This window comes from Marinobacter similis (genome assembly GCF_000830985.1).
GTDB classification, from domain to species: domain Bacteria; phylum Pseudomonadota; class Gammaproteobacteria; order Pseudomonadales; family Oleiphilaceae; genus Marinobacter; species Marinobacter similis.
Window position 1 is genome coordinate 1,137,669 of sequence record NZ_CP007151.1, and the last position, 12,277, is coordinate 1,149,945.

The 12,277-nt window shown below is 58.7% G+C and carries 15 protein-coding genes; 10 read left to right on the top strand and 5 right to left on the bottom strand.

From position 1 onward, the window contains the following. Nucleotides 1-41 precede the first annotated feature (41 nt). Nucleotides 42-476 (top strand): SRPBCC family protein, encoded by a 435-nt coding sequence (locus AU14_RS05225; protein ID WP_041339509.1) that lies wholly within the window; start codon nt 42-44, stop codon nt 474-476. A 32-nt stretch (nt 477-508) separates the two neighbouring features. On the opposite strand, the gene AU14_RS05230 is transcribed toward AU14_RS05225, so the two are convergent. Continuing rightward, entirely contained in the window at nt 509-961 is a 453-nt protein-coding gene (locus tag AU14_RS05230; RefSeq protein WP_041339510.1) for an MgtC/SapB family protein, read from the bottom strand. Nucleotides 962-1,116: 155 nt separating this feature from the next. Here AU14_RS05230 and AU14_RS05235 point away from each other — a divergent pair, with 155 nt between their 5' ends. From AU14_RS05235 to AU14_RS05245, 5 genes are all read left to right on the top strand, one after another. Continuing rightward, nucleotides 1,117-1,704, top strand: a complete 588-nt coding sequence (locus tag AU14_RS05235; RefSeq protein WP_041339512.1) for a Crp/Fnr family transcriptional regulator — start codon at nt 1,117-1,119, stop codon at nt 1,702-1,704. A gap of 78 nt (nt 1,705-1,782) precedes the next feature. Then, complete coding sequence (locus tag AU14_RS20705; protein ID WP_236744412.1) at nt 1,783-2,052, top strand: hypothetical protein; 270 nt, start codon at nt 1,783-1,785, stop codon at nt 2,050-2,052. Nucleotides 2,053-2,078: 26 nt separating this feature from the next. Beyond that, the gene (locus AU14_RS05240; RefSeq protein ID WP_236744414.1) at nt 2,079-3,065 is read left to right on the top strand and encodes an MFS transporter; all 987 of its coding nucleotides are present in this window, start codon (nt 2,079-2,081) and stop codon (nt 3,063-3,065) included. After that, nucleotides 3,062-3,202, top strand: coding sequence for a hypothetical protein (locus tag AU14_RS20710; RefSeq protein WP_236744415.1), 141 nt, complete (start codon nt 3,062-3,064; stop codon nt 3,200-3,202). Before AU14_RS05240 ends, AU14_RS20710 begins: the two co-directional genes overlap by 4 nt. Nucleotides 3,203-3,210: 8 nt before the next feature. Further along, a complete protein-coding gene (locus AU14_RS05245; RefSeq protein WP_236744417.1) occupies nt 3,211-3,516 on the top strand; it encodes a DUF4112 domain-containing protein in 306 nt (101 codons plus the stop codon). 145 nt (nt 3,517-3,661) lie between these two features. On the opposite strand, the gene AU14_RS05250 is transcribed toward AU14_RS05245, so the two are convergent. After that, complete coding sequence (locus AU14_RS05250; protein ID WP_236744419.1) at nt 3,662-4,267, bottom strand: aspartate racemase/maleate isomerase family protein; 606 nt, start codon at nt 4,265-4,267, stop codon at nt 3,662-3,664. Nucleotides 4,268-4,469: 202 nt separating this feature from the next. Here AU14_RS05250 and AU14_RS05255 point away from each other — a divergent pair, with 202 nt between their 5' ends. Continuing rightward, nucleotides 4,470-6,386, top strand: coding sequence for an alpha/beta fold hydrolase (locus AU14_RS05255; RefSeq protein WP_052471967.1), 1,917 nt, complete (start codon nt 4,470-4,472; stop codon nt 6,384-6,386). Nucleotides 6,387-6,422: 36 nt separating this feature from the next. Here AU14_RS05255 and AU14_RS05260 read toward each other — a convergent pair whose 3' ends face one another. Next, nucleotides 6,423-6,986, bottom strand: coding sequence for a nucleoside 2-deoxyribosyltransferase (locus tag AU14_RS05260; RefSeq protein ID WP_041339514.1), 564 nt, complete (start codon nt 6,984-6,986; stop codon nt 6,423-6,425). A gap of 158 nt (nt 6,987-7,144) precedes the next feature. Here AU14_RS05260 and AU14_RS05265 point away from each other — a divergent pair, with 158 nt between their 5' ends. The 3 genes from AU14_RS05265 (at nt 7,145) to AU14_RS05275 (ending at nt 9,441) form a co-directional block, all read left to right on the top strand. After that, nucleotides 7,145-8,323: a sterol desaturase family protein gene (locus AU14_RS05265; RefSeq protein ID WP_052471968.1), complete on the top strand. Its 1,179-nt coding sequence runs from the start codon at nt 7,145-7,147 to the stop codon at nt 8,321-8,323. Nucleotides 8,324-8,394: 71 nt separating this feature from the next. Then, entirely contained in the window at nt 8,395-8,835 is a 441-nt protein-coding gene (locus AU14_RS05270; RefSeq protein ID WP_041339517.1) for a universal stress protein, read from the top strand. Between the two features lie 42 nt (nt 8,836-8,877). Further along, entirely contained in the window at nt 8,878-9,441 is a 564-nt protein-coding gene (locus tag AU14_RS05275) for a hypothetical protein (protein ID WP_041339519.1), read from the top strand. 20 nt (nt 9,442-9,461) lie between these two features. On the opposite strand, the gene AU14_RS24035 is transcribed toward AU14_RS05275, so the two are convergent. Together AU14_RS24035 and AU14_RS19780 are read right to left on the bottom strand one after the other, a co-directional pair. Next, nucleotides 9,462-11,921: a sensor histidine kinase gene (locus AU14_RS24035; protein WP_236744420.1), complete on the bottom strand. Its 2,460-nt coding sequence runs from the start codon at nt 11,919-11,921 to the stop codon at nt 9,462-9,464. Further along, nucleotides 11,918-12,022, bottom strand: a complete 105-nt coding sequence (locus AU14_RS19780) for a winged helix-turn-helix domain-containing protein (RefSeq protein WP_201773512.1) — start codon at nt 12,020-12,022, stop codon at nt 11,918-11,920. The genes AU14_RS24035 and AU14_RS19780 overlap by 4 nt, the downstream gene beginning before the upstream one ends. Between the last annotated feature and the right edge of the window lie 255 nt (nt 12,023-12,277).

Genomic DNA, 12,277 nt, shown 5'->3' on the forward strand with positions numbered 1-12,277 from the left:
TACGTTTGGTAAGCTTTTGGCATCACCTATGAGGACTCTCCATGTTTCGTATTCACGTTGAGCGCACGTTGGCCAAAGATATTGATTCAGTTTTTGACGCCATTTCCGACCATGCCCGCTACGAGCGGTTTCCCGGCGTTGATAAGTCAGTGCTGGTTGAAGAGGGAGCTGAGGAGAAAAACGGCGCTGGTGCACTGCGGATTATTGGCGCGGGCCCACTGGAGCTGTACGAGCGCATTACGCGGTTCGAGCGGCCGTCGCTGATGCACTACCGAATTGAGAAATCGAGCCCGTTCTCGGTACGGCACGACAAGGGCGAGATTCTGTTGCAGCCGGAGGGCGAGCGTACCAGAGTGACCTGGATATCCGAGGGTCGAGTACCGGTTCCGGTGCTGGGCCGGGTGTTGGACCGGTTTGCCGAGCGTACGTTTATCAGGGCCTTCAATTCCTTGCTGAAGGCGGTTGAGCGGCTCTAGATGAGTCCGCCCAACCTGCAGTGCCCGCAGCGCTAATCCTCAATCACCTCGCGCTCGAAGCGGCCAAGCACGGTCACGATAATGAGTGCCAGCAACGTCACCATGCCCGCCAGTGCCAGGGTGCCGATGCCGCAGGCCACACCGATGGCACCCGCGATCCAGATAGAAGCTCCGGTGGTGATGCCCTGAACATTGCCACGGCTCTGGATAATGCAGCCAGCCCCCAGAAAACCGATGCCGCCGATGATGCCTTCCACAATGCGGGTGGGGTCGATACGGGCGGACGGGTCGCCCTCAGCGGTGGCAAGCAAGATGTGCATGCCCATGATGATGAATGCGGCAGCGCCCAGCGATACCAGCATGTGAGAGCGAAGGCCCGCTGGTTTGCCCCGCAGTTCTCGCTCTAGCCCCAGCAACAGGGCTAAACCAGCCGCCGCCAGAAGCCGGATGGCCATCTCCATAAACGGAATTTCGCTCTCAAACACTGCTTGCCTCCTGTTTCCTTGTAATGGTGTTCATATGGCCGGGACATTTGCTGACCTGGGATCCTGAGCCAGTTGAGGAGGGTAGCACCTCGAAGCTGCATGATGGGATTCCGCGCTATAATTAGAAAGTAATAACCCGGTCAGGTGGCAATCCCATGCGCGAGAATGACGCCCTCGACTATTGGCACGGCCAGGGCCCCGACTATTTCCGTGAGCTTTCCACGTTCGGTGCATTACCGGACGAAGCCGTGTTGCGCATGCTCCAGAAAGGCCGCGTGATCAGCCTGGAGGCCGGCGAGCGCTTGTACTCCAAGGGTGAGAGCAGCGAAGAGTTCTACATCGTTCTCAGTGGCAGGATGAACTCCTGGATGCCTCGACGGGACGGTGGCTGGACGCTGGCCCGTTGCCATGAGCCCGGTGACGATATGGGCTTCGTACCGATGATCGCGCTGGTTGATCGGCCAGCCAACACCCAGGCCGAAGTGGATTCGGTCGTCCTCGAAATCAGTTGTGGGCAGTTCCTGGATTTGCAGCAGAAAGAGCCGGACGTTTTTGGCCTGATGTTGCTGAATCTGGTCCGCGGTATGGCCAGAACCGTCATTACGATGGTATCGATCATGGCTGAGCGGGATTCCCAACTGCATAAGGTGTATGCCAAGCGCCCAAGCCCAGGAAAAAGTGACCTAAGGTATTGTCCGGTTTTAGGTTTGTCGCTGGCCCGGGGCTCCATGTTAAAGTTTTGAAAAGCATTGCCTTAATGCGCAATCACTGAAATCTGACACCAGCGCGGTTCTGTTTGCAAGACGGTCGGAGAGGGTGTTTTGAAGTCCATATCGAGCACAAAATTTGCTCTTTTCGGCGCAGCGCTGATTGCGATTAGCTATGGTCTTGCGCGTTTTGCTTTCGGCCTGTTTGTTCCACCGATTCGCGCCGACTTGGCATTGTCCCCGGATTTGATCGGCGTTATCGGTGCCCTACCGCTGATCAGTTTCGTGTTGTCGACCTTGGTTGCGCCTTTGGCAGCTGTGCGTCTTGGTGCCCGTAATACGGCCGTGTTATCGGGCGCTTTCGGTGCGGCCGGGCTGGCTTGATAAGTCAGGCTGCCGGGGCTTGGTCGTTGGGTATCGGCGTTTTCGCTTGCGGTATCTGTACGGGCTTGATGATGCCTGCCCTGACCGCGGCCATGCAGGTACTTGTGGACCGAAGCGTACACGGGCGGGTCAGTTCTGTGATGAATGCGGGCACCAGTATTGGCGTCGCCTGTGCAGTGCCCGCGGTCCTGTTTCTGGCCGGAATCTGGCGGTACGCGTACATGGCGTTCGCTATGCTGGCAGTGATCGGAATGGTGGGTGCCTGGTATGTAATTCCCTCGGTGTCTCGGGTTACACCATCGGATGCGGCGCCGCCTGCGCCCATCACCACCTTGCAATGGTGGCGGCTATTCAGGCTTTCGCTGTTTGCGTTTGCGATGGGCTTTGTCTCGGCCGCGTACTGGATCTTTGCTCCGGATCTGGTAGTCAGCCTCGGCGAGATGCCTCCCAGCGCGACCGGGTGGTTATGGCTGGCAGTAGGCATCGCAGGACTTGGCGGTGCCGTGATAGCTGACCTTGCAGATCGCAACAACCCGCCTATTACACAAGCGTTGATGCTGATGATGCTGGCGACGAGCCTCGCGCTGCTGGCAGCCAGTCCCGACCAACTGATTCTGTCTGCTTTTTCCGCGATGGTTTTCGGTTTGGCCTATATGAGTCTGACGGGCCTGTACCTGATGACTGGCATCCGGTTGTTGCCGGGCAGGTTGTCGATGGGCCCCGTTTTACCTTTCCTGGCCGTCTCCCTTGGCCAGGCCGCCGGTTCGCCCATTGTGGGCGTGTTGGTAAATAATTTCGGTTACAGTGACGCGTTTGCCATCTTCTGTGTAATTGGCATTCTGGTGGCGCTGCTGTCGCCCCTGTATCCGGGTTACATTGCTGAGGAGACTGGAGAGACTGTGGAGGAAGAAACTGGCTTGCAAGCGGCGTATGACTATCAGCTTCAAGATGAAGAGGGTGAACCCTACAGCTACGACACTCCGGTCGACGGCCCCGAAAAGGAACCACAATGACGAAGCCAAGTGAAGCCAGGCAGCGGGCGATCCTTGAGCGATTGGACAAATTCAGTCGCTTCACTGACAGCAGCATTGGCATTCCCTTCACCAAATTCCAGATTGGCGCCGAAGCGTCATCGGCCTGTTGCCGGTAGTGGGTGACATGGCCGGTTTGGTGTTGTCTGGCTACGTGCTGGTCGAAGCGCAGCGAGCCGGCGCAAGCAAGGATGTGAAGTTGCGGATGCTGCGTAATATGGGGATTGATTTCCTCGGGGGCCTGTTGCCCGTGGTAGGCGACGCCTTTGATGCCATCTTCAAGGCTAACACTCGCAACACCCGGTTGCTGAGAAACTATCTGGAGGAACAACTGGCGGTGGAGCCGCCTCCGCCGCCGTTCCCCTGGATGACTCTGATCTGGCTGTCGGTTCTGTTTGCGATCGTCACCGGCGGGTTGTCGTTGGTCCTCTGATCGCTTTTTTCCCGTTACTCAACCACTTCAAATAGCTTGCCCAGCCCGCTCTGGGGCTTCAATTTTCCGCACAAGCGCAGGGCCTCCCAAAAGCTGACTTGGTTAGCGGTCAGCACTGGTTTGCCGATGGCCTGCTCCAACTCCGTTAGCCAAGCTGCCGAATGCAGTGCAGTGTCGGGAATGAGCAGCGCATCCGCATTCTCGCGGGTGTCGCGGCCGCGAAATCGATCACATCCTCCTTGCCCAACGTGCCCACCTCGGCGGCAGTGACAATGCCCCGGCTGGATAGGTGCACCACGTCGATGTCGAAATGATTCAGGAACTGGCGGAACCGCTGCGCCACAGCCTCGGGGTAGGTCGCGGCAATGGCTACGGTTTTGGCATCGATCGCTTTTACCGCGCGGGCAAATGCCATGGCTGTGGTGGAGGCTGGAACACCGAGGAGTTTCTCCAGGGTGTCGATCTGCTGGCGAATGCCATCCAGGCCAAGCACAAAGCTGGCGCTGGTGGAGGTCCAAAGCACGGACTCAATACCGGAGTCGGCAAGGGCCGCGGCCCCGGTGGTGAGCCGCCTGACACTGCCCATTTCACTGAGTGCTTCCACCGTATGGGCATCTTCCAGGAACTCCGTGTGAACCAGATGAACCTCGGCGTGCGGCTCTATCATGGAGCCCATCCGTGGGTAGTCATCCTCGGCGGCGTGTCCGGGGTAGAGAAAACCGAGTCTGGCGGGTGGGGATGTATGGGCCATATCTAGCGCTGACCTCGTTTTGTTGTTTGGCATTTGGATTGAGCCTAGCTCAGGTGAGTATCTGGCGCCTTTGGATATTGCGAGAAGGGTTATGGTTCTCCGGATTGTCCTTTCAGGCCTTGCTTAATTATTCACGGAACATTTCTACAGCTCCCTACGTTTGCCTTTGTGAAGTTTTGTAAAAACAAGAAGGACAACAAAAATGCCTGACACTAATTTTTCCCCATTTCGTTATTTCCGACTGTTACCCATCGTTCTTGCCTTGGCAGTTGCCGGCTGTGGCGGCGAGTCCTCAGATTCAGAGGACGAGGAATCTGAGCAGGTCGCCAGTTCCTCGGAACAAACCTGTGAGAATCCTGAGGATGAGGCTGCCGCTCAATGCGAAGTTATTCCTCCCGTCTCTTGTTCTGACGAGACGCCTATCGAAGGTGGCGCCAGTTATCCGGTCACGCTCACCTCGGCCAGTGGCGAAACCATCGCCTTCCAGGTGCTGGAGCCGAAGGGAGCGATTGACTGTGCCGAAGGGCACCCACTGGTGTTACACGGTCACGGCTTTGGCGGATCCCGCACAACAGAGGGCTTCAACAACTACCGTGAAGCGGGCTTCGCGGTCATTTCCATTGATCAGCGTGGCTTTGGCGAGAGCACCGGCACGGTGCGGGTGATGGACCCGGAATTCGAGGGCCAGGACCTGATTCAGATTCTCGACTGGGCCGAGGCCAATCTGGATTATCTGCGCTACCGCAATGAGCCGGACCTGCCGGAAGAGCTCAACCCCAACCTCGTGGCGGGCGCGATCGGTGGCAGCTATGGCGGTGGTTATCAGATCTTGCTGCACGGTCAGGATCCGCGTCAGCGGCTCGATGCCCTGGTGCCGGATATTACCTGGTACGATCTGCGTTACAGCCTCAATCCCGGTAACGTTATTAAAACCGGATGGGATCTTGTGCTGGTTGCGGGTGGTGAAGCCGGCTCAACTGGCAATGGTAACGACGGGCTGGACCCGATTATCCGCGAGATTCTCGCCCAGGGTGCGACACTGAACAGTTTCCCCGAGGCCGGTCTCGATTTCTTCTACTATCACAGCCCGGCGTATCGCTGCTCTGGGGAGCCGGTTTCTGTGGCAGAAAATTCAGGTTTGCTGACCTACCAGATGAATCCGCCAGCGTACGATGTTCCGCCCACACCCTATGGCGAGGTGGATGTGCTGCTGACCCAGGGCATGAAAGATACGCTGTTTAATTTCAACGACGCCTGGCGCAACTTCGAGTGCCTGAAAGCCAGTGGCGGCGACGTTCGATTGCTTACCCACCAGACCGGTCACATCCTGCCCGTTGAAGCACCGGATGAGCTTCAGCCGGGAGAGTATGTGGACCCGACAGCAGGTCTGTTGGAGCTGCCAGGTTTCCAGGGGGCGGCGGGACCTTTTGCCTGTGGCGATATCTCAATTTCAGACGCTACCCTGAACTGGCTGGAGCATCACTTGCAGGGCAAACCTCTGGCTGACTATTTCGACGGTACTGACTCCAATGTTTGCCTGTCTCTGGCCAACGGTGAATCCATTAGCGTGCCCATGGATGCGTTCCCGGCACCCGCTCTGAATGGCGGTGTGCTCGAGGGCGCTAACGTGGTTGAGCGGCCGGTAGCCACTGACACACCGGTCGCCTCCGGGTATGAGGCTGCAGCAACCGCTACACAGCCACCGGCGGCATTGGTTCTTGGGCAAGCGGGCGCGGGCGGACTGACCTTGGGAGGCATTCCAACCGCGAGGCTTACTGTGTCTGATCTGACCGGAAATTCAACCTGTAGCCTGGAGCTAGACCCACAAACCGCTGGGTGTGATCCCATTGTGTTTGTTGGCCTGGGCATGCGCGCAGCGGGAGAGAGTCGTTGGCAGCTGATCGATGATCAGATCAAGCCGGTGCGTGGTCTCAAAGATCAGGCGGTCATTGAACTGGTCGGTGTGGCGGAGGCACTGGCGCCCGGTGATGAGCTCGCGCTGCTGGTTTACGGCTTCCATCCGCAGTTCCCTGCGAGCTGGTCGCGGGATGCGCTGGTGCCTTTCGTGAATGTTGCGGGCACGGTGCAACTGCCAATTCTGGAAGGCGTGTTGAAATAACGTCGGTGTAGCTGATTAAACGGGGCGTTGTCTGAGCTATTTCTTCTGAGAGCTCAGACAACGCGCCAACGCGCTCACGCAGTCACGGAAGACTTCACTGGAAAAGTGGCTGTGATCCCCTGGACCCTCCGCAATGACAAGGCGCCCGCCAGATTCGGTGATGCCGCAGTCAATCATCAGATTGTCGCTGAGCTCGAAGTCCTCAATGGCGTTACCCAGCTCGTCCCGGCTGCCTGAGCCGGCGCGCTCGCGATAGCTCCGGCTGTTCATGGTAAACCCGAATGCGGGTTTGCCCTGGCCGATCATATAGCCCACTTCGAACACCGTACCCGGGTCCGCGCTGATGCCCCGGAACGGAGTCAGGTTGGCGATGATCGCATCGCAGCTGTCCATCAGCTCGCGGTTTGCCCGGTAGATCCGCAGGCCTTGATCCTGCTTGGATTCGTGCTCGGGGAACGCCAGATCAGTATCCAGTGGGTCGACACCCTCAAATCTATGCTCCCGCAGCAGGCGCTTTTTCTCGGCCACGATGGTTCGGTGTTCCTGTTCCGGGAAGAAGACCTCCGGGCCGGCGAGGTAGATGCGGTGTGGGGATGTCATGGGTGCTCCTTGGCAGTCTATCTTTTCAGGCCTCGATCAGTGCCGGACGGAACATATTCGGGCCCTCATGCGTCGCTCTTTGTTAGGCTCTTAATGAAACAACAAGGACAACAACACATGTCTCATTTTAATTCGTGCCCAGTGGTCGGGACGACAGTATGAGCGACTACAACATCAATGGCCTGGCCATTCCGCTATTCCTCATCCTGATGCTGGTGGAGTACGGCGTGTTGCGGCTGCAGGGTCGCAGTTTGCACCGCTTTAACGACAGTGTGAACAGCTTGTCCATGGGCCTGCTGTTGCTGATTTCCGATGCCTTGCTGAAAGCCTATACCTTCGCGGTGTTTATCTGGCTGTGGCAGAACCATCGGCTGATTGATTTCCAAGTGGAGAATCCGATCACCTGGCTGGTGTTCTTCCTGGGCGTCGACTTCTGTTATTACTGGTTCCATCGCATCGCCCACCAGATCAACATCCTGTGGGGCGCGCACGTGGGCCATCACCAGGGCGAGGAATACAACTTCACCACGGCGTTGCGCCAGAGCGCGTTCCAGTACGCATTTTCCTGGGTGTTCTATCTGCCGCTGGCGGTGCTGGGCTGCCCGCCGGTGGTCTTCGTGGTTCAGTTCGTGGTGCTCAAGATGTACCAGTTCTGGTTGCATACCCAGTCCATTAACCGCATTCCGTTAATCGAAGGGGTGATGTCTACGCCGTCTAGTCACCGTGTACATCATGCCAAGAACCCGATCTACATTGATCGCAATTACGGCGGCACCCTGGTGATCTGGGACCGTCTGTTTGGCACCTGGCAGCCGGAGTTGGCGGACGAGCCGTGCCATTACGGGACAACCCGTCCGCTGGATACCCTGAACCCGGTTCGCGCCAACCTGCAGCACTGGTCGATGCTGGCCCGGGACACCATCAAAACCGCACGCTGGCAGGACAAAGTATCGCTGTGGTTTCGGCCCACCGGCTGGCGCCCGGCGGATTGCCTGGCCATGGACGCCACGGACCCGGGCATGCAGAAAACCGGGTGCAGCGACCGGCCCAAGTACGATCCAAAAACCACCCCTGGCAAAAAGCTCTACGTGGGCTGCTCCATGATGCTGACGTTTGTGGTCTGCACTGCGTTTATCTTCCTCTCGCCACAACTGCCCGGTTGGCAGGTGGCTACAGGAACGGTGTTGGTGATCGGCGGGCTGGTCATTGCAGGGGATCTGTTGGAAAACCGGACCCGCTTTCAGTGGATCGAGTGGGTGAGAGTGCCTCTTCTGGTCTGGTTCGCCGCAAGCCTTTGGAGCGCAACGGCTCTGGCTGAAAGCCAATGTTCCCGTTGATCTGGGTCAAACCCCCAGATCTGGCGGAGAGCATAATGGGGGCCGCATTGTAACGATTAAGAGGTGTCACCATGGACAAGGACTCCCCCTGCATTGTCGTAGCCTGTGATGGTTCGGAGCAGTCACTGAGTGCCGCCAAACTGGCCTCTGACCTGGCCGAAGCCACGGGCCAACCGCTCAAGTTGCTGACCGTATACCCCTATGCGAAATCCTCTGTGCTGGTGGTGGCCGGCGTTGAACCTGGCAAGATCGATTCGGAACGGGAAAAGCATGGTCAGGAGGTGTTTGATGCAGCCAGGCAAGTGCTGAGCGGCCAGGTGGATCTCCGGGAAGAGATCTTGTTGAACGGTGACCCTGCCCACGAAATTATCGAGTACATGCACAATCATCCGGGCGCACACCTGGTGCTCGGGCGCCGGGGCTTTTCTGCGGTGCGCACCCTGCTTCTTGGCAGTGTCAGCGAAAAAGTGGTCCGGCATGCCACAGGGCCGGTGACCGTGGTCGGGCAATAAGGCCTTCTCTCATCAGCCATTGAACGTCGAGGTGGCCTACCTGTGAGTGATGCTGCCCGGGTTAATGTCATCCGTCTTCGCCTAAGCGCCATTACCCAGCTGTTCAATTCCCTGGATCCATCCCCTTTTGTGGGGCGGGATCTGGATGCCAATGCCGAGTCCTTCATCATGGAGTGGGCTGAAGAACACCCGGCCGAGGGCGACTTCCGATTGGACATTGAAGTCAGCCAATGCGACGACGTGACTGCCGCCCGTGAGCGGATACTGAGGGCCATTCGGGCGTACTTCTCGGAGCGCGAACAATGGGCGTGTCAGGGATTTCGCCGGCTCATGCGGGAAGGGCGCTTGAGCCTGCTGATTGGTCTGGTTTTTCTGGCGGTGTGTCTTGGAGTAAGCCGGTTGCTTGAAAACCAGGCCCCGGAGACAGGCCTGGTGCTGCTGGTTAGCGAAAGCCTGTTGATCGGTGGCTGGGTTGCGATGTGGCGACCGATGGAGATTTTCCTCTACGACTGGTGGCCCTTGCGCAGGCGCATCCGATTGTTGCGTCGGTTGGCACTGATGGAGGTGCGGCTTCAGTTGAGTGCCGAGACCGGCTTCCCCCATTGACTCCGAATGGCTAAAAACCTTTACGGATTCAGAATCTGTATTTCTCGCCGCCACCGGCTCATGAACACATCGCGACGCATGGGGTCCACGAATGCCAGCAGTGAGGCATCAATGGGAATTGGGTATAGGCGCTCGCCAACCTGATCCCGCAGCCGCTGCGAGGTGTAGGGGCCGACTACATCCGGCAGCACACTGAACAACGGCGTTTCGCCGGCGAGGATCTGTTGGCCGTCGGCGCTCAGCAAGAAATTCATGAATGTACGGGCGGCCTCGGGGTTGGGTGCGTCACGATGGATGAACGCCATGCGCATCATCACCAATGAGTAGTCTTGAGGGATCTGCACGATAATCTCGGGATGGCTGCGGGCCCACTGGATAGCGTAAGAGCCCAGCAGGTTGTAGCCGACCCAATAGCGCCCATCGGTGAGCCCCTCGAGCATCTTCTGGGTGGAATTCTCAAGGTGCACGTCGGCCGCGCCCAGGGCGGCAACCAGATCCCAGAACCGAGGGGAATAGCGGGCATCCTGCTGGAACAGGGTATAGCCAATGCCGCTGCCGGAGGGGGAATAGGTTGTGACCCGGCCGCGGAGCATATCCTTGTGGGTGTTCAGAATGGTGTGGAGGTCGGCATGGGTCTGGGGTGGCAGCATGTGGCGCGCCAGATCGAGCCGGTAAACGGTCACGATCGGTTCGAAGGTAAATCCAAACACTTCGTTGCGCCATTTCGCCCAGCTTGGCCACTCGCGGGCGGCGCTGCTGTCCAGTGGTTGGGCGAGGCCGTCATTTACCCGGGCCATCTGCCAGGGCATGGCCGAGCTGATGACCACATCGGGGGCGGGTGAGGCGTTTCGGGCCCGTTCATCCACCTCAAGGGTGGACCGGTCCTGGAAGGACACCTCAATTTCCGGATGGGCCTGTTCGAAAGCAGCAAGAAGTGGCGCCACCACGGGCAGATCCAGGGCGGCATCAACTTCGAGCGTGGTTTTATTCTGCGCCATTGCCGCGGATGGCAGCAGGCCCGCCGCCAAAAGCAGTGTTATCACAGGTGCCGAAAAGTGCGTCCACAACCAGCGTTTCATGTCAGGTTTCCTGGGCCAGGATTGGGAATATGATGCATACGCACAGGCCGTGGCCCGGCTCGCTGTGAATTTCGAACGTTGCCTGATGCCGTTGCACAATGGAGTTGACGATAGCCAGGCCGAGCCCGGAGCCTCGGTGTCCTGGCGCCCGCCGCGCTCGAAAGGCTGGTGCAGCCGGTCCAGCAGCTCGGGGTTTACCCCAGGGCCGTTGTCCTGGATCCGCAGTTCCGCCGTGTTTTCCTGCCTGGTCAGGCCGAGGGTGATCTCACTGCCATCCGGGGTGTAGCGCAGTGCGTTGTCGATGAGGTTGCCGATCAATTCGTACAGAGACCAGGGTTCGCCCTGAATATAGATTGGGGCGTCGGGCAGGGCAGCCATGCCTAAATCGTGATGTTTTGCGATGTCGCGATCGGCCCAGTCGGTGATCGTTTCGCGTAACAGGTCCGACAGATCGATCTGCGTCTTTGATCCGGCCTCGGCGTGGCGCAGGCGTGACAGGCTGAGCAGTTGCCCGGCAAGGCGGCTGGTGCGTGCGCTGCTATCATGAACCGTTTGCAGCGCCTGTCGCCAGTCCTCCGGCTGGTTGCTTTGCAACGCCAGTTCGCTGGTGCTTTGCAAACCCGCAAGAGGTGTTTTCAGCTGGTGACTGGCATCGGCGCTGAAGCGAAGTAGCGCATTGCGGCCTTCCCTCTGTCGTTCGAAAAGAGCGTTCAGGGTTTCCGCCATGTCGTACAGCTCGCCCGGCACTTCCGCGTTCAGGGGACTGACGTCGTCAGCCTTGCGCTGGCGGATGAGCTGTCGCAGGCGCCGGACCGGACCCAATGCCGTTCGAATGGCCACCAGCATCAGCAGCCCGGTCAGCATAACCATGACAACAAACCGGATCAGAGCCTTGGTGAACAGATCTTGGGTCAGGGATTCCCGGCCGGACAGGGTGTGGCCGACCCAGATCTGCAAAGGCTCCACGGATTCCCAGCCAGCGGATTTCAGTTGGCGGCCGTAAACCCTGATCGGTGCGCCGGCATACTGAAGGAAACTCCAAACCGGCTCGGACTGACGTGACGCCTGGTGATGCAGTGTCTCCAAAATCGTCGTATCCAGATTGCCCGTCACCGACTGGCCATCGCTGTTCAAAACCGTATAAAACACCCGCTCCTGTTGCTCGGTTGCGAGCATTTGAAAGGCCGCAGCGGGTATCTCCACCACTGGCTGGCCACCCTGCCACTGGATCGCTTCGCCAATGGTCAGGCTGGCCGCTTGTAGCAAGCTGTCATAAGCGCGATCTGCTGCCCGCTCCGCGCTGGTGTATGCCTCAATCAGTAAAAACGTGCCAAGAACGCCAAACGCTGCGAGCAGCCAGGCACCTAGCCGCTGTTTCAGGGTGCCCTTAACAACGATCACTCCGAATCATCCTCCAGGCGATATCCCAGGCCGCGCAGAGTGCGGATGCGCACGCCGCTGCCTTGCAAGCGTTTGCGCAGTCGGCTGACGTAGACCTCCAAGCATTGGGGCCGGCCTCACCAAAGCCGAACAGCCGGTTAATCAGGTGCTCGCGCGGGGCAATACGCCCTGCGTACAGGAGCAAACCCTCTATCAATCCCAGTTCCCGGGGCGGTAGATCCAGATGCTCACCGAACAAAGTGGCGTGGCCGGAGGCGGGATCAAAGCACAGGGGGCCAAAGCGGAGATGGTTGTCGATGCGCTGCTGGCTCCGGCGTAGCAAGGCGCGCACCCGGGCCTGGAGTTCCGGCAGGGAA